General features: G+C 58.9%; 19 protein-coding genes and 1 pseudogene. 17 read left to right on the forward strand and 3 right to left on the reverse strand.

The window, feature by feature from the left end; genetic code table 11:
* Nucleotides 1–3 precede the first annotated feature (3 nt).
* The 4 genes from FHT28_RS28410 to FHT28_RS28425 all read left to right on the forward strand — a co-directional run bounded on the left by FHT28_RS28410 (nucleotide 4) and on the right by FHT28_RS28425 (nucleotide 2,473).
* Nucleotides 4–579: an invasion associated locus B family protein gene (locus FHT28_RS28410; protein WP_168598025.1), complete on the forward strand. Its 576-nt coding sequence runs from the start codon at nucleotides 4–6 to the stop codon at nucleotides 577–579.
* Between the two features lie 14 nt (nucleotides 580–593).
* Nucleotides 594–1,289: a hypothetical protein gene (locus FHT28_RS28415; protein WP_168598026.1), complete on the forward strand. Its 696-nt coding sequence runs from the start codon at nucleotides 594–596 to the stop codon at nucleotides 1,287–1,289.
* Complete coding sequence (locus FHT28_RS28420) at nucleotides 1,286–1,756, forward strand: DUF4189 domain-containing protein (protein WP_047552477.1); 471 nt, start codon at nucleotides 1,286–1,288, stop codon at nucleotides 1,754–1,756. The genes FHT28_RS28415 and FHT28_RS28420 overlap by 4 nt, the downstream gene beginning before the upstream one ends.
* Before the next feature lie 237 nt (nucleotides 1,757–1,993).
* Entirely contained in the window at nucleotides 1,994–2,473 is a 480-nt protein-coding gene (locus FHT28_RS28425) for an invasion associated locus B family protein (RefSeq protein ID WP_246703160.1), read from the forward strand.
* Between the two features lie 136 nt (nucleotides 2,474–2,609).
* Here FHT28_RS28425 and FHT28_RS28430 read toward each other — a convergent pair whose 3' ends face one another.
* From FHT28_RS28430 to FHT28_RS28440, 3 genes are all read right to left on the reverse strand, one after another.
* A complete protein-coding gene (locus tag FHT28_RS28430) occupies nucleotides 2,610–3,809 on the reverse strand; it encodes an adenylate/guanylate cyclase domain-containing protein (RefSeq protein ID WP_246704972.1) in 1,200 nt (399 codons plus the stop codon).
* A 36-nt stretch (nucleotides 3,810–3,845) separates the two neighbouring features.
* Nucleotides 3,846–5,456, reverse strand: a complete 1,611-nt coding sequence (locus tag FHT28_RS28435; protein WP_168598029.1) for an MDR family MFS transporter — start codon at nucleotides 5,454–5,456, stop codon at nucleotides 3,846–3,848.
* 77 nt (nucleotides 5,457–5,533) lie between these two features.
* On the reverse strand, nucleotides 5,534–6,766 hold the full coding sequence (locus FHT28_RS28440; protein WP_168598030.1) for an HlyD family secretion protein: 1,233 nt from the start codon (nucleotides 6,764–6,766) through the stop codon (nucleotides 5,534–5,536).
* Between the two features lie 138 nt (nucleotides 6,767–6,904).
* On the opposite strand from FHT28_RS28440, the gene FHT28_RS28445 reads away from it, so the two are divergent.
* From FHT28_RS28445 to FHT28_RS28505, 13 genes and pseudogenes are all read left to right on the forward strand, one after another.
* Nucleotides 6,905–7,807: a LysR family transcriptional regulator gene (locus FHT28_RS28445; RefSeq protein ID WP_037196961.1), complete on the forward strand. Its 903-nt coding sequence runs from the start codon at nucleotides 6,905–6,907 to the stop codon at nucleotides 7,805–7,807.
* A 99-nt stretch (nucleotides 7,808–7,906) separates the two neighbouring features.
* The gene (locus FHT28_RS28450) at nucleotides 7,907–8,377 is read left to right on the forward strand and encodes an MEKHLA domain-containing protein (RefSeq protein ID WP_113108752.1); all 471 of its coding nucleotides are present in this window, start codon (nucleotides 7,907–7,909) and stop codon (nucleotides 8,375–8,377) included.
* Between the two features lie 229 nt (nucleotides 8,378–8,606).
* A complete protein-coding gene (locus tag FHT28_RS28455; RefSeq protein ID WP_168598031.1) occupies nucleotides 8,607–9,014 on the forward strand; it encodes a hypothetical protein in 408 nt (135 codons plus the stop codon).
* Nucleotides 9,015–9,110: 96 nt separating this feature from the next.
* Nucleotides 9,111–9,335, forward strand: a complete 225-nt coding sequence (locus tag FHT28_RS28460; RefSeq protein ID WP_168598032.1) for a hypothetical protein — start codon at nucleotides 9,111–9,113, stop codon at nucleotides 9,333–9,335.
* Nucleotides 9,332–10,738, forward strand: a pseudogene (locus FHT28_RS28465) (TolC family protein); the annotation flags it as partial. The gene FHT28_RS28460 and the pseudogene FHT28_RS28465, both read left to right, overlap by 4 nt.
* Nucleotides 10,739–10,800: 62 nt before the next feature.
* Nucleotides 10,801–12,147, forward strand: a complete 1,347-nt coding sequence (locus FHT28_RS28470; RefSeq protein ID WP_168598033.1) for a copper oxidase — start codon at nucleotides 10,801–10,803, stop codon at nucleotides 12,145–12,147.
* 38 nt (nucleotides 12,148–12,185) lie between these two features.
* Entirely contained in the window at nucleotides 12,186–12,665 is a 480-nt protein-coding gene (locus FHT28_RS28475; protein WP_168598034.1) for a plastocyanin/azurin family copper-binding protein, read from the forward strand.
* 23 nt (nucleotides 12,666–12,688) lie between these two features.
* Nucleotides 12,689–12,973, forward strand: coding sequence for a copper-binding protein (locus FHT28_RS28480; RefSeq protein ID WP_168598035.1), 285 nt, complete (start codon nucleotides 12,689–12,691; stop codon nucleotides 12,971–12,973).
* Nucleotides 12,974–13,757: 784 nt separating this feature from the next.
* On the forward strand, nucleotides 13,758–15,233 hold the full coding sequence (locus FHT28_RS28485; RefSeq protein ID WP_168598036.1) for a metallo-hydrolase/oxidoreductase: 1,476 nt from the start codon (nucleotides 13,758–13,760) through the stop codon (nucleotides 15,231–15,233).
* 64 nt (nucleotides 15,234–15,297) lie between these two features.
* Complete coding sequence (locus FHT28_RS28490; protein WP_168598037.1) at nucleotides 15,298–16,314, forward strand: nucleoid-associated protein; 1,017 nt, start codon at nucleotides 15,298–15,300, stop codon at nucleotides 16,312–16,314.
* Nucleotides 16,301–17,809, forward strand: a complete 1,509-nt coding sequence (locus FHT28_RS28495; RefSeq protein WP_168598038.1) for a hypothetical protein — start codon at nucleotides 16,301–16,303, stop codon at nucleotides 17,807–17,809. Before FHT28_RS28490 ends, FHT28_RS28495 begins: the two co-directional genes overlap by 14 nt.
* Nucleotides 17,810–17,997: 188 nt before the next feature.
* Entirely contained in the window at nucleotides 17,998–18,468 is a 471-nt protein-coding gene (locus FHT28_RS28500; protein WP_113108745.1) for a histidine phosphatase family protein, read from the forward strand.
* A gap of 87 nt (nucleotides 18,469–18,555) precedes the next feature.
* Complete coding sequence (locus FHT28_RS28505; RefSeq protein WP_052224194.1) at nucleotides 18,556–20,244, forward strand: phospholipase D-like domain-containing protein; 1,689 nt, start codon at nucleotides 18,556–18,558, stop codon at nucleotides 20,242–20,244.
* The last annotated feature ends 744 nt before the right edge of the window (nucleotides 20,245–20,988 follow it).

Below are 20,988 nucleotides of genomic sequence, written 5' to 3' on the forward strand. Positions count from 1 at the left end.
CATATGGTCAAGGGAACGCTTTCCGGCGTTGTGGCTTTCGTCGCCTATCTGCTCCTGTTCGGTCCGCCCGCGGCCGGACAGGAGGCAGCCTCTTCCGACTATCGAATAAAGCCTTCCGAAGTCGTCGTGCCTCCGGAACTGAAGCTTGGTGACTATCAGAGGACCATTCGTCCGTTCGAAAACTGGACACTGATTTGCGACGAAAACCTGAAGATCCGCCAACGGGTTTGCAACGTTACCCAGATCATCGAGAACCAGGCAGGACAGGTTGCGTTCAGCTGGTCGCTTGCGGCCAACAAGACAGGCAATCCTTACATGATCTTGCGCACCGCCCCGGTTGCCGCGAGCAACGGCCTTGTCTCGCTGAGGTTCGAGGGACGCAAGGAACCGATACAAGTCCAACTCGAAGGATGCAACAAAGCGGTTTGCGTCGGCATGCTGCCGGTGGGGCCTGTACTGCGTGAACAGATTTCGAAAAACGCGGCGCCAATGATCTCCTATTTGACGACGGATGGGACGACGATCAGCGTGACCGCCACCCTCAAGGGCCTTTCCACAGCCGTTAAGGCGATAAATTGACGGATCCATATTCAATGAATCAGCAATCAATCCATGATCGAATAATGTCCCGAAACCAGAACGGCACTGAGAGCCAAAGCACGGTCAGCGACCAAGGGAAGCCGAGGCGCAACTGGCGGAAAGCAGTCATTTTCTCGCTGCTCGGAATTGCCGTTGTCGGTGCCGCCGCCGCCATCGTCATGCACTATGATGCGGTCGAGAACTTCATATCGCAGCCGGCTGTTGCGGCGACCAACGAAGTCAATCAAGCCCTGGCCGACACGCCGTTCCTGCAGCACGCCAAACAGGCGGGCTTGCAATCCTGCTCCACCGTCTTTCCCGCGCTCGGCGAATTGTTGACAAACGGCACCCAATACAATGTCCAGTCGGTCTGGAATAACGGGGCCGCCGACAAGCATGCGGTGCAGGCCCTCGTGGGCATGAACTATGCCACGCAGGGCTATAGCGGCCCGGCCGCGGGCATCGTCTTCGCCGCGCCGGTTGCATCCGGTTGCGAAGGCTCAATGGTCCGCGTGGCGCCGTTCACGGCCTCCTGCGCGGATATTTCGGCAAAGTTTTCCAACGGCAGCAAGCTCATCAACACTCTTGGACAGGTCGGCGTCTACGAACTTGGCAATAGCGGAGGCGACGCGATGCTCCTGCCGGCCGGAAACGGCTGCATCGTTATCTCCGTGGCGTCGGCCGCAGGGAAGCAAGGAGGTGCCAAATGAGATTCAGGTCCAGCATTGCGGCGATCGGCATGCTGCTCGCCTCCACAGGGCACCCGAGCGCGGCTGACCTCTCCACGGAGGCGGAGGTTCCCGTTCCGCCGCCCGAGCGCGGCATATGGGCCGCAATCGCCTACTCCACGCCAGACGAAAAGCACGGTTTCTTCTGGGGTGCCGACAAGCGACAGGAAGCCATGGATATCGCCCTCAAGCATTGCGAGCGGGACGGCGGTAGCAAGTGTGTCGTGGTCAGCGTGTTCCGCAATCACCGGCATTGGGATGACGACGACAACACTGGATTTCCGTATTATCACTGCGGCGTGCTCGCCATCGGCAAGCAGGAAAACAATCGCATCACGCCGTGGAGCGCAAATTCGGCACCGACGCGCCAAGAAGCCGAGGACCTTGCTCTCAAAGCATGCGGGCGCTCAGGGTCGCAATGCAAGGTTCGCGAGTGGGTGTGTACATGACCCGATCGTGACCAGGTGCGGCCACCGGGATGGAAGCCACGGAGGCCGTGCTTCGAGCGGTCGCGCGGACCTCAGCCCTTCGTCCTTCACCGCCCTATAGACCCAATCGAGGACGGTGTCCTCCTTGTAACAGAAAGACGTGCTCCCTTGCTCATCGCGACATCTACCCGACCCCACAGGACGATCGATAGCATGTCTCGTTCGGGGTTTGCCCTTCTTTGTTCGAGCCTCATATTCATGTTTGCTCCGGCAGCCTTTGCCCAGTCAGCTATGCCAAACGGCGCATCGACCGTGCAGGAGACCTACCAGGACTGGCGTGTTGCATGCAACCTGCGCGACAAGGCGCCGGCATGCGTGATTTCGCAGGATCAGACCCAGCAGAACGGTCAGAGGCTGCTTGCCGTCGAGATGCAGATGCGCCCCGATGGCAGTGCGATCGCAACGTTTCTCCTTCCGTTCGGCATCGTCCTCGACTCCGGCGTAACGCCGAATGTCGATGATCAGCCGCCTTTAAAGCCGATGCGTTTCCGCACCTGTTTGCCGACAGGATGCATTGCCTTGTTGGCGATCGATTCCGCGACACTTACAAAATTGCGGACGGGCTCGCGCCTAAACCTCAAGGTTACCGCCGATGCGGACAAGCCGCTGAGCTTTCAGGTGTCGCTACATGGGTTCTCGGCAGCCCTCGATCGCGTTGCCGCCTTGAGTCCCCGGTAGAAAATACCGGGGAGAGTCAAAGTTTAGCAGAGGTTTGATCCGTCTTGGAAGAATGCCATAAACTGCGGGATGCGACGGTCCATGGTATGAACCAAGGAGATCGGTCGGATATATAGCGTTCCTCTGACACGCTTCCTTAATGCGCAATCGTAAACAGCTCCATTGCATCGGCGAACCCTTTCAGCCGCTGCGGCCCGATCGGGACCGAGTCTCCAATGCGCGCTTTTTCGCGGAAGGAGAGAGACATCAAGAGCGCGTCGCCGCTTTCGCTGCAGATGCTTTGGATGCGGCTGACGACATTGACGTCGGGGCCGATCAGCGTGAAATCCAGCCGGTTGCCGGAGCCGACATTGCCGTAGCTGACTTCGCCGTAGTGCAGCGCGATGCCGACCTTGACGCGGATACCGTCATATTGGAAGTCGTCCACTTCATCGAGGATGGCTTTTGCGGCCACCAATGCGGCTTGGCAGGCTCCGAGCGGATCGATGCCCGGAAAGAAGGCGAGAACGGCATCGCCCATGAACTTCAGCACCTCGCCGCCTTCCCGGGTGATCGCGGGCACGACCTTGTCAAAATAAGCGTTCAGCAGTCCGAGGACGGTGCTGCCAGGGAGTTGATTGGACAATTCCGTGAAGCCGCGAAGGTCGCAGAGCAGAAGCGCTGCTTCCATGGATTCGATCTCGCCGCGGCGGATGTGTCCGGCAAGGATCCGGCTTGCCGTCATGGGGCCGATATAGGTGTCGAGCAGGCTAAGTTCGCACTGTCGCAGGACGCGCAGTTCGCTGGTGTTGCGCAGTGCCGGCAGGATGCGCTCGATCACCTGCTGTTCGGCAGATGTAAAGCCGCCGGGCCGCTTCGTGCCGAACGCCGCGCAGCTGATCGGCCCATCGGCGTTGCACAGCGGCGCTATCATCAGTTGTACCAGCCCGCGGCCGGAGAAGATGTCAATGTGCTGCCAGTGGCCATGCGGGCTCTCGCCTGGACCGACAATCAGTGGTTCGCGGGTCTCCAGCGCTTTCTGGAGCGGTGTATTGGCAAGCGCCAGGCGCATCCCGTGTTCGCGGTCGTGGATCTCGATCGGCTCGCCCGGTGCCCAGGCGATGGTGCGGCCGATGAATTCAGGGTGCAGCGTCATCAGGTGCAGTGTCAGTCGATCGACAGGAACGCCGAGCGCCTGCAAACGGCGTCCCAGCCCGGAGACGAGATCGGGCTCATCGAGAGCGTGGCACTCGTCGCCGGTCAGCCACTCGATGAGGCTCAGCGTCGCTGCGGTATTGGCGCCGGCGCGTGTGACCCTGGAATTTAGAATTGCGGTTTCGGGCATGTCTAGCAGCATGGTCATGACTATCTCCTCCTGTTTCAGGTGCGGCGCTCAGTGCGCGCCGGCACCGGAGAGGTGACCGGGTTTCTTGAGGAACAGGCTGGCAAGCAGGGCGACACCGAGTGCTACGCCGAGCAGGAAGAAAGTGTCGCTGAAGGCCATGATGTTGGCCTGTTTGCGCAGGCTGGAAGCGATAGCGACGACTGCCTTGTGGGTGGCAAGCGCCTGGTCGCTGATGCCATGGTTCATGAAATAGCCGGTGAGCCTGGCGACGCGGTCGCGGGTGGCGTCTTCGAAAACCGAGACCGAATTCGTCAGGATATTCGAGTGGAACTGCTCGCGTTTGGTCAGAAAGGTCTGCAGCGCCGCGATGCCGACTGCGCCGCCGAGATTGCGCATCATGTTGAAGAGCGCCGAGGCCGAGCCGGCATTCTCCTGTTCGATACCGGCGGTGGCGATCGCGGTGAGCGGGGTGAAGGCCAGCGCCTGGCCGACTGCGCGCACGATGTTCGGCCAGAAGAGCTGATCGCTGGCATAGTCGCCGGTCATGTAGACATTCATGAAGTTCGAAGCGGCAAAGAGCGCGAAGCCGACGAGGATCAACAGGCGGGCATCGAAGCGCTTCATCAGCCGCGGCACCAGCGGGATCAGGATCAACTGCGGAATGCCGGTCCAGGCAAGCACCATGCCGATCTGCTCGGAATTGTAGCCCTGGATGCGTGTGAGGTAGATCGGCAGGATGAAGACCGAACCATAAAGCGCGATGCCGAGCAGGAAATTGGCGACGATGCCGAAGCCGAAATTGCGACGTACCAGCAGGCGCAGATTGAGCAGCGGATGGGCGGCCCGGAGCTCGATGATGAGAAAGAGTGTCAGCGAGATAGCGGCGATGACGGACAGGCGCACGATGAACGGCGACCCAAACCAGTCGTCCTTGTTGCCTTCCTCAAGCACGGTCTGCAGCGCGGCAAGGCCGATCGCCATGGTGATGATACCCGGCCAATCGCCCTTGGCGAGCAGGGAAAGGTTCATCGGCGCACGGTCGAGCGACGCCCAGAGCATGCCGACCATCAGAACGCCGGGCACCAGATTGACGTAGAAGATATATTCCCAGCCCCAGTTTTCGGTGAGGTAGCCCCCGATAGTCGGGCCGATGGCCGGCGCGAAGGTCGCGGAAAGGGCGAAAAGGGCAAGGCCTATCGGCTGTTTGGGTTTCGGCAGCATCGTAATGATGATGGTGAACGCCATCGGGATCAGGACGCCGCCGGAGAAGCCTTGTATGGCACGCAGGACAATCATCTGCTGCAGATTTGCCGCAAAGGCGCAGGCGACCGAGAAGAGGAGGAAGAGGATGGCATTGGCCAGCAGATAGATGCGGACCGAAAAGACGCGGGCGAGCCAGGCACTGAGCGGAATGACGACGATCTCGGCGATCAGATAGGATGTCGAGATCCAGCCGCCATCATCCGTCCCAGCGCCGATAGCGCCCTGGATGTCGGCAAGCGAAGCATTGACGATCTGGATGTTCAGTACGGCCATGAAGGCGCCGAGCGTGGAGCCGATCACGGCGGTCCACATGCGCAGCGGGCTCATGGCGGGTCGGGCGACCGGGGCGGCTGCCGCGGCGGAATTGTTGTTTGCGGCGATCTGAAGAGTGGCCATGATGCTTCTCCTTCCGACTGATGCGGAAATAATCTCATGACGATGTTGAGATGATAATCGGCGAAGAATGGGAAGGATCATCCAGCGTGACTGGAAAATCCTTCGGCGTTGGCAGGCGCGGTTTGCGCGGCCTTGGTATCGATTTCCGGCTCGACCGACATGCCGGAGCGCAGCAGCCCTGCCGGGTGTTCGTCGTCGATGACGATCTTCACCGGGATGCGCTGGACGATCTTGGTGAAGTTGCCGGTGGCATTGTCCGGCGGCAGCAGCGAGAATTCCAGCCCGCTCGCCGGCGAGAGACTGTCGACGTGGCCCTTGATGGCGACGTCGGGGAAGCTGTCGACCTTGATCTCTACCGACTGGCCGGGACGCACATAGGTCAACTGCGTCTCCTTGAAATTGGCGATGACATAGACCGAATGCAGCGGGACGACCGCCATCAGCTGCGTGCCTGACGTGACGTACTGTCCCAGACGAATCGAGCGGGCGCCGACCGTGCCGTCGACGGCGGCGACAATGTTCGTATAGGAAAGGTTGAGCTCCGCCTGCTGGACCGCCGCGGCGGCGCGGTCGCGCTGGGCGGCGGCCTGGTCGCGCTGGGTCTGCAGTACCGGCACCTTGTTCTGAGCCGCAACCAGGGCGGCCTGATCACGCTCGACGGCGGCGGTAGCCTGGTCGCGGGTCGATTGCGTCTGTTCGACGCGCGATTGCGTGCCGGCGCCATTGCTGATCAGCCGGGCCGAGCGGGCGGCATCCGATTGCGCGAAATCGAGCGAGGCCTGCGAAGAGTCAACCGTCGCCTTCGCCTGGTTGATCAGCGATTGCTGCAGCGATATCTGCGCATCGATATTGGCGATCGCGGCCTCGGCGGCCTTGAGATCGGCCCTCGCCTGGGAAAGAGCGGCCTGGAAGTCACGGTCGTCGATGCGGGCAAGCACCTGGCCGGCCTTGACGGTGTCGTTGTCGTTGACGAGCACCTCCTTGATGTAGCCGGCGATCTTCGGGGCGATCGTGGTGTAATCGGCCTTCACATAGGCATCGTCGGTGGATTCGATGAAGCGGCCGACCGTCCAGTAGTGGTAGCCGAAGTCGGCACCGAAGGCGACGCCGGCCAGCAGTGCGGCGACAAGCACGCCGCGCTTGATGAGCTTGCGGCCGGTCTTGGGGGCCGTAGCAGCGGCAGAGGCGGGCGCCTCGGCAACCGGTGCATGCGGAGCCTCGGCGACGGGAGACTTTGCCACTTCGCCAGCCGGAGCGGCCTCGGCCTGGCTTGCGTTTCTGAACGCCTCGTTGCGGGGTAGTTCGACCATTGTCCTTCTCCTTCGATATCACGCCCCATTTGCATGGGGTCCTGTTTGATGCGATGAAGATGCGTCCGAACGGTCCTTCTGATAATCTCCTTAAATCTGGAAGGATCATCAACTCTCAGCGGATAATCCGAGGGCAATATGGATCGGCTGACCAGCCTCGCAGTCTTTGGCCGGGTGGTGGAATGCGGCGGTTTTTCCGCCGCCGCCCGCCGGCTCAACATGTCCGTCACCATGGTGGGCAACCATGTGCAATCGCTGGAGGATCGCCTCGGCGTGCGGCTTTTGAACCGCACCACGCGCAAGGTCAGCCTGACGGAAACCGGCAAATATTATTACGAACGCTCCTCGCAGATTCTCGCCGATCTCGAGGAGGCCGACCAGGCGGCCGGCGCGCTCGCCACCACGCCGCGCGGTACGTTGAAGATCCATTCCAGCACGGCGGTTGTCCGCTTCCTCTTACCTGTCGTCAGCGAATTCATGGCGCTCTACCCGCTGATCTCGCTCGATTTCAGTGTTAGCGAACGTATGGTCGACATGATCGAGGAGGGTTACGATCTTGCAATCCGCGCGGTGTCGCCGCCGGATTCCACGCTGGTCGTGCGCAAGCTCACGCCCTGGCGCCACATGCTCGTCTGCTCGCCGGCCTATCGCGATGCACATCCCATGCCGAAGACACCGGCCGAGATCGCGGAACACAACTGCTTGCAATACGCCTATTATCCCTATGGAGACGAATGGCGTTTCGAGGATGCCGACGGCAGGCAGCAAAGTGTCAAAGTTTCCGGCAATGTCGTCTCCAACAGCCCCGAGATGCTGCGCTATCTGCTGGCGAACGGCCAGGGGATCTTCCTTGCCCCGAGTTTCATCGTCTTCGAGGAGATCGCAGCAGGCCGGCTCGTTCGCATGTTGCCGGACTACCGCCCCGTGGAGTTCACCATCAATGCCATCTACCCCAACCGAAGCCATCTGCCGACCAAGGTGCGGCTGTTCATCGACCTCCTCGTGGAACGCTTTGCCGAGCACCGCAAATGGATGGCCTGAGCGGTGCGGCCTTCTGCCGCCGGCCGCAATCCTGCTTGCCGATAGGGCAGGAGAGGGGTGTATTCACCAGCGATGCCCATGATGACAGGAAGGGAATGAATGGTTAGCGAGCCCAAAGTGAGTGGCGTGAATTTATCGATTGATCACGCATTCTTCAAACTGTTGACGGAGAGCTTTCGCCGCATCGTTGGGGTTTCTCTGGTCAACGAGGAGCTTGGACCGGATTGGCTTTACCACGAGGCTCCTTTCGTGGTCGTGGCCCACAATACGGACGCCGATCCGCGCTTCATCTATGCCAACAAAGCCGGGCAAAATTGCTTTGAGTATCCATGGGACGAGTTTGTGACCCTGCCTTCACGTCTTTCGGCGGAGCTTCCCAATCGCGCGGAACGCCAGCGGTTGTTGGATGCGGTGACGCGCAATGGCTTTATTTCCGACTATCGTGGGCTGAGGATTGCGAAATCCGGGCGGCGTTTCTGGATCGAGGACGGTATTGTCTGGCAGCTCGTCGATCGTGATGGGATCAGGTGCGGACAGGCAGCGACGTTTTCCAGATGGAAGGACGCGTAGGCTTGCGCGGCGATAGCAATCGTCTCCCTATCGCCCCAAAAGCCGACAACGCCGATTGTAAAGGCTGAAAGCTGGAATTCTCCCAAGGTGAAGGATGAGGTAGCAGCCTTGTCCTAGGTGCTGTGCCCGCCTGGCTTTACGAACCGATGCCATCTTCGGTCATTAAAACAATGTGACATCGCCGTCGCTGTTCTTGTAATTGGGGGGCTTTAATAGTAATCGTCGCGGCATGGACAGAACCTACAGAATTGCACAGAGCGCAATACTGGTTTTTGTGCGGCTGGCGATCATCGTATCGCTGGCGGGATACACCATGTCCAGCGCCAACGCTGCAATGCACGGTTCGGCTTTTCCTGAAATCCAGAAGACCATGTCCGATGTGACACCGTCGAGCGACGGCCATCATATGGAGCATGCATCCGCTGACGACCATCGTCATGGTTCTGCCTCCTCGGATGATGAGGGCGCTGTGAAACTCGTCAAGAAGGAATGCTGCAAGGACTTCTGCGGCGGCTTCGCGATCATGTGCGACGAGCCCAGGCTCGGCGGCCCTGTCGTTTCCTTCATCCGCGAGTTCATGAACGACCAGCGCTCGTTTGGCGAACTGCCGACGCTTCACCGCCCCCCGACTATCTGAATAGCGAGACTGCCTGTCTTGGGCACCGCATCGGATCGTTATCGGCTTCGTTGAGCCGACGACCTTCCGGACACATACTCCTATTCGGAAAAGAACATGAGACCTACCATTCTGGTGGTGGCACTGCCGTTGATCGTCGGCGGCTGCTCATCCATGCCTCCCACTGACGTTCCCACGCCGGACGAAGACCTTTTCTCGACGGCACGGTCGATCCAATATCGCACTCCGCTCACCGGATATGTCGCACGCCAACCCGCCGATCCGAAACAGTGGAAAAGGCAAAACGAGTTGCAGTCTCCTTCAAAAGGAGATGCATCATGACGCTCAGCCTCAAGAACGCGGCCCTCCTCATGCTCCCGATTATTCTCGGCGGATGCATATCCACCGAATATGCAAAACGGGATGCGGGTTTCGAGACGGTCGCCAATATCGCAGGCGCCGCGACTGCCAAGCATGCCGTATGGATACAGAACAAGCTTCAGGCGCAGGCCGTTTCCGACGAGGTAAAGGGCTTGATCGGCAAGCGGCCCCTGGATGCCGAGACCGCCGTCCAGATCGCCCTGCTTAACAACAAGGGGCTGCAGGCAGCCTATGCGGATCTCGGCGACAGCGCCGCCGACGCCTGGCAATCGACCATGCTGATCAATCCCAAGGTCTCGATTGGAACCAGTGGTTTGGGAGCCCCGGAACTGGAGGCCTTCAAGACCATTGAAGGCATGATCGCCACGAACATTCTGGCTTTGGCTACCCATAAGAAGAATGTCGAGATTGCCGGCACTCGGTTCCGGCAGGCGAGGCTGGGAGCTGCAGTCGCGACCTTAAAACTGGCTGCAGATACCCGCCGCGCTTGGATCAACGCCGTCGCCGCGGCAGAGAATGTGGGGCAGCTCCAGCGTGCTCAGCTTGCCGCGGATGCGTCCTCCGAGCTGGCATCCAAGCTTGGCGAAACCGGCGCGATGACCAAGAGCTCGCAAGCCCGCGAGCATGTGTTCGCAGCGGAACTTGCGGGGCAGACGGCTCAGGCTCGACTGGCGGCCAGGCTGAGCAAGGAAGAGCTGACGCGGCTGATAGGGCTATGGGGCCCTTCGACCGACTATCAGATACCCAACAGGCTTCCTGCTCTTCCGACGACGCTGATCAAACGAGACACTATCGAAGCCGAAGCGCTTCAAAAACGCGTCGACCTTCAGATGGCAAAATGGGAGCTCGATGCCACCGCCAAATCCTACGGCCTGACGGAGGCCACCCGATATGTGACGGACCTCGAAATCCTGACCGGCTTCGAGACGGAACGGGCAATCGAGGACGGCAAGAAGAAGGTCGAGACAGCCGGCCAGGTCGAGCTGGACTTCGCGATACCGATCTTCGATACCGGCAAGGCCCGCTCGCGAAAAGCCGAGCTGGCCTACATGCGCGCCGCAAACCAGCTTGCGGAAAAGGCCGTCAACGTTCGCTCGGAAGCTCGGTCAGCCTATGAGGCCTATCGATCGAACTACGAGATTGCCAAGCACTATCGCAACAACGTCGTACCGCTCAGAACGAAGATCGAGGAAGAATCGCTCCTGACCTACAACGGGATGATCTCGAACACTTTCGAGCTGCTGACCGACACGCGCGACAAGATCAACTCCATCCTGCTCTCCGTCAACGCCAAGCGCGACTTCTGGCTGGCGGACACCAATCTCATGCCGGCGATTTATGGCGGCGGCTCCGGCGAGGCGGCCGGACCGGGCGAAACCGCGTCGACACCGAATGCCGGCAGCGCAGGACACTTGGGATCCCGAACATGTTCAACAGAAGACAGATCATCGGAGCAGGTGCCGCCCTGCTTTCAACCGCAGCATGGACGAAAACATCGGCAATGGGCCTGCCGGATGCCCCGACAATGGGGTCGGCCGAGATGCAGCCGCCCATCCGTCCCAACTCAGGCCCGGATTATCAGCCGGTCGTCACCTTGAACGGCTGGACGCTTCCTCACCGCATGAACAATGGCGTCAAGGAATTCCATCTGGTTGCCGAGCCGGTGGAACGCGAGATGGCGGACGGCATGACGGCCTATCTCTGGGGCTACAACGGTCAATCGCCAGGACCGACGATCGAGGCGGTCGAAGGTGACCGGGTTCGCATCTTCGTCACCAACAAGCTGCCGGAACACACGACCGTCCACTGGCACGGCATGATCCTGCCGTCCGGAATGGATGGCGTCGGCGGCCTCACGCAGCCCCACATCCCCGTCGGCAAGACATTCGTCTACGAGTTCGATCTCGTGAAGTCGGGGACGTTCATGTATCACCCGCATTCGGATGAGATGGTTCAGATGGCCATGGGCATGATGGGTTTCTTCGTCATCCACCCCAAGGACCCGAAGTTCATGCCGGTCGACCGCGACTTCGTGTTCCTGCTCAATGCCTACGACATCGATCCGGGTTCCTATGTACCTCGGGTCATGGAAATGACCGATTTCAACATGTGGTGCTGGAATAGCCGGGTCTTTCCCGGCATCAGCCCACTGGTGGTTTCCAAAAACGACCGTGTTCGCGTCCGCGTCGGCAATCTGACGATGACCAATCATCCGATCCACATGCACGGTTACGATTTCGAGGTCACCTGCACGGATGGCGGTTGGGTCAGGCCCGAGGCACGCTGGCCGGAGGTCAGCATCGACATCCCCGTCGGTGCGATGCGGGCCTACGAATTCGACGCCAAATATCTCGGCGACTGGGCGATCCATTGCCATAAATCGCATCACACGATGAATGCGATGGGCCACGACATCCCGACCTTCATCGGCGTCGACAAAAGGGGAGTGGCGGAGAAGATCCGCAAGCTCCAGCCCGAATATATGCCCATGGGCACCAAGGGCATGGCCGACATGGGTGCAATGGAAATGCCCATCCCTGAAAACACCATCCCCATGATGACCGGTTGGGGTCCGCACGGCCCCATCGAGATGGGCGGAATGTTCTCCGTCGTCAAGGTCCGCGAGGGCGTCTCCGCGGACGATTACTCCGATCCGGGCTGGTACGAAAACCCAGCCGGAACGCAGGCTTGGGAATGGACCGGCGAAGTGCCGGACGCGACCAAGATCAAAGACGCCAAAACGCAGATCACGCCCAAGCCCACAAAGGGCTGAGCGCTGCTATCTCCCATCGCACACATAAGGATCTACCCATGAAGAAATATGCATTCGCGCTCGTGTTCGCCACCCTGGCCGGCCATGCGGTCGCCTCTGGCAGTCACGCCGGCGGCCATGACGAAAAGATGGCCGTCGGCGAGGCCGGCGATAAGGCCAAGGCGACACAGACCATCCGCGTCACGATGAAAGAGACGGACGACGGCAGAATGATCTTCACCCCTGATGTCATCAAGGTGCGCAAGGATCAGACCGTCAGAATCTCGCTCAAGAATGCCGGAACCGTCGACCACGAGTTCGTGCTTGATCAGCAGGACAAGATTCTCGAGCACAAGGTGCAGATGGAGAAATTCCCGGAAATGGAACACGCCGACGCCAATTCGATCCGGCTCTCTCCCGGTCAATCCGGTGACATCATCTGGAAGTTTACGACGGATGGCCAGTTCAAGTTCGCTTGCCTCGTGCCGGGTCACTACGAGGCCGGCATGCATGGCGATGTCATGGTCGCGGCGAAATAACAATTGAACGGAGGAACGAAGATATGAGAATCGCAATCACGACCGCTATTGCCACCTTGCTCTTGCTGAGCGCAGCCTCTGGGACATTTGCTCAGGAATTCACCAAGGGCGTGGTCAACAAGGTCGATGCCAAGGCGAAGAAGGTTACCATCAAGCATGAGGATCTGAAGAACCTCGATATGCCGGCAATGACGATGGTCTTCCGCGTTGAAGACCCCGCGCTGCTGCAAAAGCTCAAGGAAGGTGCAGCCATCGAGTTCGTTGCCGAGCGCGTGAACGGCAAGCTCGTCGTCACTCAGGTTAAATGATCGAAGACGCCGCGCCTGGGTATCCCGGGCGCGGCAGACCGGTTCGTCAAAATTTGACATTCCAATGTGAGCTGTAATTTATTCGAGTATTATCCGGCCAATATTGGTTTCGCAGCAATAAACGGAGTGCTCCACGGTTCTCCATATGCTTTGTTGTCTGCAACTTTCTCGAACGACAATTGTGAGATCAACATGAAACATTCGATTGGCATGCTCGTCTTCGCGATATGTATTGCGCCTGCCGTTGCGGAGGCAGGGGCTCCCTCCGTTGCCGCAAGCTGTGAGTCACTTCAAACGGCCATTCGTCAGCGTGGAGCTGTGGTTATTCATTACTCATCTCCACGCGGCGTCCCATTGTTTGACAGATTTGTCGATGGCCCGGATCGCTGCCCAAGCAAGCTTACCGAGCGCCTTGCCCTGAACTCCGCTGGCGGACGCCCATGCCAGTTACAGGTTTGTGATCCGTCGAATGACCTGCGCCCCTAGGCGCAGAGTGTATTGCCTGCGAGTTGACGGCGAAGATTGACCGAAGATCGATCGCAGGTGAATTGGTGTGACTTCCGGAAACTCAGAAAGCGTGCGCCAAGGCAATCTCCAGGCCGGCTTGCCGGCTGTCATCCGATCAGGCCAATCAGCCTGTGTAGGATGCTGCGAATACAACTGAATTTTGAAAATTAGATACTATCGGCAGGTAAGATAATTATTTCTGCGCGAAATATAAACTTGCTTATTCTTGCATGACGAGCAAATATAGGGCGGATTTCGGCATTGCAGGAGAAGGGCAATGAATCGGATCTTCTCAATCAATCCCGAGGATGCGTGGCCGGACTTTCCGCCGAGATCTTACGCTCGCCTCGACCATCACGAGCCGGACGACTTAACGACGGCGCAAGAGGCCGTTTTCTCGTTTGACGCCGTCGATGCTGGCTGGTTCGGATTTCCGCTCAATGAACGGATGGATTTGGGAAAGCCCGTTGATACGCGCGACGAGATGCGCGATTTCTGGTCACAATTGTTTAAAGGTTACCTTGGCCCCCCTAAAGACCCCTTCGATGAAATGCCGATATACAACATCGAGGTAACGTCGAAGAAGGGTGATCGATATTGGGACGTCCTGATCGCTATCGGGGAAGAGGATTGGCTCGATATCGAGCTCGGTGACACAGGACGTTTTCCCGTCGATGTCTACGGATCTCTACTGGCAGCCCCAGTTATAGCGCACCTGCTCGCTTTGTTGCAGGTTACGGGCGATACGGCGGCGGCACTGTCGAATGCATTCGACGTGGATGCGTGGCCTGACGCTGCCGATGGGGACGTTGACGCTATTCTGTCCGGTGTCGGTACGATCGACATGCTTGCGATGTATGATATCGGGCAGGGCAGCGCTATCGGTCTGCTTGATAGTTCCGAGACCGCCCGGCTGTATTTCGACCTCGGCGCGGGCGCCTATGGCAATCGTCAAACACGACCAAGGCCGCTTCGGTTTTGCTGGCGCGGTTCTCCCTCGATTGTCCTGTCGCACTGGGATACCGATCATTGGGCCGGGGAAAACAGCGATCATGGAGCAAGGGCAAGAAAATGGCTTGCGCCGCGCCAATATAATCTGGGGCCGCGCCATCACGCATTTGCTCACCGCATCCTCAAGAATGGTGGCACGCTCCATATCTGGTCCGGAGCGCCGGGGAAGGTACGGTCGATCAGCAACGGCCCTGGGCAGACCCTATCGATCAAGCGCTGCAGCGGCACCACGCGAAACGGCAGCGGGATCGCCTGCTACCTTGACGACGATAACTATCAGGCCAGCTGGCTTTTGACGGGCGACGCAGGCTATAGCGAGATCGGCGCCGGCCCGGCTTTTACCTTGACGGCGCTGACGGTCCCTCATCATGGCGCCGATATGAGCCATAAGGGTGCGCCTCCCGCTGCGATGGCTCTGCATGCAAGGCTGTTCTACAGCTTTGGGCCGGACAACAAGCACGGAAAGACGTCGATCAGCCACCCGACGGCGGTCGCGGTCACCGCACACGACGGTGCCGGATGGAGACACGGAGCATGGTCGCTCACCACACCGGCGCAGGTCGTCGCGGGCGGCGATGTTCTGGCAACGGCGTCTCACTCGAACGGGGCGAATTTGGCAGTGCATCTTGAAAGCGCCGTCGCCGGCTGGACGGCTGCGCCGGCAGTACCATTGAGCACCGTACCATGTGTCTCGGCATGTGGCACAAAGCATGGCTGCACGAGCAACGTCATCCAGGCTTGATGATCGCCTTATATCACTTTGATCCTGTTTTCTGAGTGTTCACCGGTAGGTTTGGGAGGGGCGCTTGGCTTTTTTCGATGACAGCGAATTGAATGAGCTCAAGATCGAAAGGATGATCTTCCATCTGGTCGGGCCGAAGAACGGCCTGGTCAAACTGGAGGAAGTCAATCCCGGCGAGTTCGAGAGTTTCTTCATCGACCGCATCAGGTCTGTGAATGGTGGCTTACCCTATGCTTTTTCGGATGCATCTTCGACGCGCGATCGTCTTGGCCGCATCGCATCGAACGGCGGGCTCTTCCAGGAGGAAAGCGAAAAGCTGGCCGAGGATTTTCAAAGCCATCATGGCGGGACCGCGGCTGAAGGTGCGATTTTGCTATTTGTCCTGAAGGCAAAAGCAACGCGATCGTTCGCGCTTCTCAAATATGACGATGAAACAGTTGTCGCCTACGACCTGAAGGATGGCAGTGGCGGTCGAAAGACGGTCAGCCTTGAAGCCATTCAGCGAACTTTCGTCCAGAACAAGGCGGCGCTGCAAAAGGCGGCCCTCATCAAACTCACGGACAAGGGTGGCGAGCTAACGGTGCTGGACAGGCGCAACCAGCAAAAGGTCGCGCAATATTTCGAAGCCTTTCTTGGCGCGCGCCAGACGTTGAGCGATGCGGAGCTGACGAAGAAGCTCGTGGATGTGACGCGCAAGGTGATCGGCGATAATCCCGAGCTCGTTGATGGCGAGGTGGTCAAGGAATTGACCAAGCGGACCTACGACGCTGCTTCGGGTGGCGGCAGGATCGATAGCGAAGATCAGCGGTCGTTTCTCGAGACAGTCGTCGGGCACAAGCTTGCGGACGACAACACCTTGCTCGGCAAGTTCAACCGTGCCCTCAGCGTCGAGCGAATCTCAGGGGTACCGATGAAGCTTGTTCCCGATCAGGTGAAGGGACCAAAGACCCTGTACTACAAGACCGCAAACGGTATCGAGATCCGGGTTCCGAACGAATTCCGCGCGCTGATCGAAAAGACCGACGACGGCATGATTGTCATCCATGACAAGCTGGTGGTTGAAACCGATGACCCCAACTGAGATCCTCGATCTTATTCTTCGCACGCGTCCGACGAAGGAGGTCGAAGAGCACGCGGAGCTGATCACCATCAGGGCAAGACTTGATGATGCGGGTTTGCGTGCAGACTGGCAGAGGTTGCGCGCCAATATTCCTGCCTTTCTCAGCTCCGTCACCATCAGGCGAGAGGGGACGGACACCGCCCTCAATGACGACGAGGTGCCGCTTGCGAACACGGTTTTCGCCATTACGCTCAACAAGGCCATGGATGCCGCCGTTCTCCGGCTTTTCTACGGAAAATCCTTGATCAGCCCGGCAAAAAACCTGGATAGTTGCCTTCATGTGTGCGTTGCAGACCTGACCGCGGATCAGGCATTCACCTCCTATGGTGCGAGGTTTCAGCCTTGGACCGAGCAGCCTCCAATCCCATTCGATCAGGCGACGGAATTTCCCAATCCTCGAAGTATAAGTCATGATGCCAGCAGCGTAGGGCTCGTGCCCGGGGACATACGCCCGTGGCTGCTCCAGGATCATCCGCAGCAATCCTCGCCCACCTTCGCGGCCTGGCGCTTGTTGGCGGCTCCCCGACTGATGGCGGCGCTTTCAGACCAGGTTTACAAGGACGCTGCCAGCACGGTCTATCAGCTTTCCGGTCCGCCCAGTCGAAAGGTCAGCGCCTCCGCTGCCGAGTTGGTTGTGCTTTTTGAGCGGCTTAGTGACGGTGTGCTTTGGGTGTTTACAGGCGGTGAAAGGGACACGGAGACCCGTCACGTGCTGCTCGCGGCGGAGTGGGCGCGCAGCTATCGTCAAGGGGCACTCGCCGCATTCGGAGACGGGAGTCTTGAATCCGCGAAGGCAGCCTACGCGGCCTATGTAAAGGCCGGCAGCAAGGAAACGTTGAAGGCGCTTGCCGACTTGCGCAAGACAGTCGTGGACGAAGCGCAGAAAGCGACCCAGCGAGCGCAGGATATGACGGGCGCATTGTGGAAGGATCTAGCCGTTGCGACAACGCCCTTCGTGATCAAGATTCTCTCCGACGCCTCGAGGACGCCCAACACCTGGATTGCTGGCCTATTTGCCATTGGCGCCGCTGCGTTCCTGATCTTGTCGTTTCGCGTCCAGACATTCGTGAACGGCAGCTACTTCGCAGGCCAGGACAAGGCCCGTACAATATGGACCCTGCGATTGAACCAGGTGCTCACGGCCTCTGAAATCGAGGAGTTCAGCGAGACGCCGATCCAGAAGAGCGTGTCGGACTATAATCGGGTTCGGAAAATTGTCGGCACAGTCTGCGGCGCGCTTGTTGTCATCCTTATCATTTTCGGTGGTTTTCAGTTCTATACGGCGGCAACCATGAAGGCATCGCCGAGCGGCGGCGCAACGAATGCAAAGCAGGGCCAATCGCAGACCTCGACCGCAACCGGGTCGACGCAAACAGGTTCCGGCGCTGCCAACACGCCTGGAAGTCCTCAAAAGCCTGCGCCGGTTCCCAATGTGCCGGGAGCCACGCCACCATGAGCCGGAGCTTTGGTCCCTACGGGCGCGGCGACGTCCAAGGCAGCAAGTCAGTTGGCTGCTGCAAAGACTGCAGCCAGATGAAACTTTTGTTAAACCCAACAATTGTCATTGCTCTTGGTTGCAGAGCGAATATCGTAAATCCAGTCTAAGGTAGTGATGGAGGGTGACAGCAGCCAAGGAGGGATGAAATGGCGCCTGTCAAAATATTGATCATGCGGCATGCCGAAAAGCCCGGCGACCAGGCCGATCCAAATCTGGCGCCTGAAGGTCAGGATCGGGCTAAAGCCCTTGTCACCTGGTATCCTGAAACCTTTGGTCCCCCCGATTTCATATTCGCCGCAGCCATATCGAAACACAGCGAGCGACCCGTTCAGACGGTGCAGCCTCTCGCCGATGCCTTGGGCCGCGAATTGTACACACCTTATGCCGATGAGAACTATGCTGCCTTGGCCGAGGCGCTGCTTTCCGAGCGTAAATTTGACGGCGGCACGATCCTGATCTGTTGGCATCATGGTCATATTCCCGGATTGATGCAGGCGCTTGGCGCGCCCGAGGGAAGCTATCCCGATCCATGGGTGCCGACCGTGTTCAATCTGGTTCTTGTCGCTGATTTCCGCGATGGCGTGCCCACTGTCTCGGACGTGTCCGAACCATTCTAGTCTGATCTTAACAGGCCTTCGCAGCCTTCAGCAGCCGCGCATGTGAGACGAGCATCACCTTCTTTACAACGAAACGAGGGGATTGAGATGGCTTTTGCGAACACAGGTACCAACGGCAGCCTTGCGGTAAAGCTCTGGCGAGGCGAACGCATGTGTCTCATCGGGATGGACGTTACCGACCCCGAGGACGATTTCGTCGGCTTCGCGATCGAAGTGAAGAGTCCGGGTTCGGCCGATTATGCTGCCCTGAAGAACCGCTTGAATTTTGACTACAATACCCCTGGAGGGAAGGGCGTGGACGGCTTCCGCAATTTTCCGTCGACCTCTGCGCCCTTCCAGAAGTTCCGCTGGATCGATTTTCCCTATGATCCAACGGATGGCGACTATCTTTATAGGGTGACCAAGATGCACATGAACGCCGCCGGCGCATTGCGCAGTGGCGATCAGGTCGCCGACCTTCCGATCTCGCTCGACCACATGACGTACAGCGATTATCTCGACGTCGGTTTCACCCGCAACTTCGCCTCCTCGCAGGCCTATGCCGATAAATTCGGCAACAATCCGAATGTAATCCCGAGCGATCCTGATCAGGGCCTGACATTTACGAAGCTGCAGGGCGACGTCTACCAATGGCTCGGCTTCGAAGCCTATGACCTCATATTCGGTCTGTTGGACGAGGTGGTGAACGATCCCAATCTCGCCATCGATGTCTTCGCCTATGATTTCAACGAACGCGACATCGTTGCCAAACTTGAGAGTTGCGGTGCCCGGGTTCGCGCCATCATAGACGATTCGGGATCACACAAGCCAGCAGGCAGCGCTGAATCGCAGGCGGCTGCGCGCCTCGCCGCCTCGGCCGGGTCGAATGCCGTAAAACGGATGCATTTCAAGACCTTGCAGCACAACAAGGTTTTTGTCGTCCGGCGCGGCAGCCAACCCATCAAGGTGCTGTTCGGCTCCACCAATTTCAGTTACCGCGGTCTCTACATACAGGCAAACAATGCCCTCGTCTTTCATTCGAGCGACGCGGCCGAGCTGTTTGGCCGTGCTTTCGATCTGACCTTCCAGGGATTGGCGGCCTTCAGCCAGGACAGCATAAGCAGCAAGTGGAACCTCGTTCAGGCCGCCGGCATGCCTGCCGCGCATTTCTGCTTCTCGCCGCACAAGTCGAGCGATCTGTCGCTCAGTCCCGTGGGTGCGGCGATCGACCAGGCGTCGTCGTCGGTGTTCTATGCGATCGCCTTCCTCAATCAGATTCGCTCGGGCTCGGTGCGCCAGGCGGTCGATCGGCTGATGGGCAAGGACGTGTTCAGTTATGGCATTTCCGATAAGGAAGGGGGGCTCGAAATCCGCAAGCCCGACGGCACTGTCGGCCTGGTGGATTTCAGCTATCTCGCAAGCCACGCGCCGGAGCCCTTCAAGACCGAATGGGGTGGTGGAAACGGCATTCATCAGCATGACAAGTTCGTCGTGACGGATTTCAACCTGCCGACCGCCAAGGTGTTCACCGGATCGTCCAATCTGTCGCCGAGCGGCGAAACGGGCAATGGCGACAATCTTGTCATGATCGAGGATCAGCGGGTTGCGACATCCTACGCCATCGAGGCCCTGCGGATATTCGACCATCTGCATTTTCGTGCCGCAATGCAGGGTTCGGGCGCGCCCAACAGCTTGACGCTCGCGCGACCCCCGGCTGCCGGGCAAGATGCCTGGTTTCGTCGCTTCTACACGGCGGGTTCTCAAGCCGCAAAGGATCGTCTTCTCTTCTCGCATTGAAGACTTGATGATCCTGGTCGCGGCAATTGCCTGCCCCGACAACGAGGCGATGGTCCATGAACCTTATTGATGCGTTGCCCCTTTCCACCGAGGGGCGATTGCAAGTCTCGCCCCCTACGGGCGCACCTACCCGGTTAAGCAATCTCGGTGACGACGTATCGAACGAACTGGTCAGCTGGGGTTACGCGATGTGCGATCTAAGTGTTCGCGCAAAATACAAAGGGCCGGTATTGCGGAGTGTCCCCGCCTGGCCCTTCCCAAAGACGGCATAATTGTTTTCAAGAGCTTGGATGACCCATCGCCTGTGCATGGGTGCGTCCGACGACACTGCTGGGGGTGTAGTCTCGTCGGACGCGGCACTGGCCGGGTTGGGGGTGGCATCCGACCCGGTAGCGTTTATTCTACCATCTACTAGAAGTTTATTTAACCCACCCGAACGGGCAGTCATGAGGCCATCCTAGCCACCCATGGGCAGGATGCACCTGTCGTGTTGCGAGTAGAATAGCATCCAGTCGTTGTGTCCACGCTAATCAAACGCGCGCAGTCGTCGTAACACCCGCCTATTCGAAGAATGCATCGTCAAGGCAGTCCTATTTCTTGGCCAGTCATTCAAAAGCCACAAAACTGAAGAGGCTCGCAGAGGTGCAAACGGATCGAGTATGATCCCTGGCACCTGTTGCTCGGCATGTCTCTGAGACAGCATTTGCGCCCCAAAAGCTGCGCTTGCCGGGAACCTACCTATCC

This window comes from Rhizobium sp. SG570 (assembly GCF_012275345.1).
GTDB classification, from domain to species: domain Bacteria; phylum Pseudomonadota; class Alphaproteobacteria; order Rhizobiales; family Rhizobiaceae; genus Rhizobium; species Rhizobium lusitanum.

Coding starts and splice junctions, on each gene's coding strand:
- FHT28_RS28495 (WP_168598038.1), top strand. CDS start 16,301: ATGACCCCAACTGAGATCCTCGATCTTATTCTTCGCACGCGTCCGACG.
- FHT28_RS28470 (WP_168598033.1), top strand. CDS start 10,801: ATGTTCAACAGAAGACAGATCATCGGAGCAGGTGCCGCCCTGCTTTCA.
- FHT28_RS28435 (WP_168598029.1), bottom strand. CDS start 5,456: ATGGCCACTCTTCAGATCGCCGCAAACAACAATTCCGCCGCGGCAGCC.
- FHT28_RS28410 (WP_168598025.1), top strand. CDS start 4: ATGGTCAAGGGAACGCTTTCCGGCGTTGTGGCTTTCGTCGCCTATCTG.
- FHT28_RS28440 (WP_168598030.1), bottom strand. CDS start 6,766: ATGGTCGAACTACCCCGCAACGAGGCGTTCAGAAACGCAAGCCAGGCC.
- FHT28_RS28475 (WP_168598034.1), top strand. CDS start 12,186: ATGAAGAAATATGCATTCGCGCTCGTGTTCGCCACCCTGGCCGGCCAT.
- FHT28_RS28505 (WP_052224194.1), top strand. CDS start 18,556: ATGGCTTTTGCGAACACAGGTACCAACGGCAGCCTTGCGGTAAAGCTC.
- FHT28_RS28430 (WP_246704972.1), bottom strand. CDS start 3,809: ATGCTGCTAGACATGCCCGAAACCGCAATTCTAAATTCCAGGGTCACA.
- FHT28_RS28445 (WP_037196961.1), top strand. CDS start 6,905: ATGGATCGGCTGACCAGCCTCGCAGTCTTTGGCCGGGTGGTGGAATGC.
- FHT28_RS28500 (WP_113108745.1), top strand. CDS start 17,998: ATGGCGCCTGTCAAAATATTGATCATGCGGCATGCCGAAAAGCCCGGC.
- FHT28_RS28425 (WP_246703160.1), top strand. CDS start 1,994: ATGTTTGCTCCGGCAGCCTTTGCCCAGTCAGCTATGCCAAACGGCGCA.
- FHT28_RS28460 (WP_168598032.1), top strand. CDS start 9,111: ATGAGACCTACCATTCTGGTGGTGGCACTGCCGTTGATCGTCGGCGGC.
- FHT28_RS28455 (WP_168598031.1), top strand. CDS start 8,607: ATGGACAGAACCTACAGAATTGCACAGAGCGCAATACTGGTTTTTGTG.
- FHT28_RS28450 (WP_113108752.1), top strand. CDS start 7,907: ATGGTTAGCGAGCCCAAAGTGAGTGGCGTGAATTTATCGATTGATCAC.
- FHT28_RS28485 (WP_168598036.1), top strand. CDS start 13,758: ATGAATCGGATCTTCTCAATCAATCCCGAGGATGCGTGGCCGGACTTT.
- FHT28_RS28480 (WP_168598035.1), top strand. CDS start 12,689: ATGAGAATCGCAATCACGACCGCTATTGCCACCTTGCTCTTGCTGAGC.
- FHT28_RS28415 (WP_168598026.1), top strand. CDS start 594: ATGAATCAGCAATCAATCCATGATCGAATAATGTCCCGAAACCAGAAC.
- FHT28_RS28420 (WP_047552477.1), top strand. CDS start 1,286: ATGAGATTCAGGTCCAGCATTGCGGCGATCGGCATGCTGCTCGCCTCC.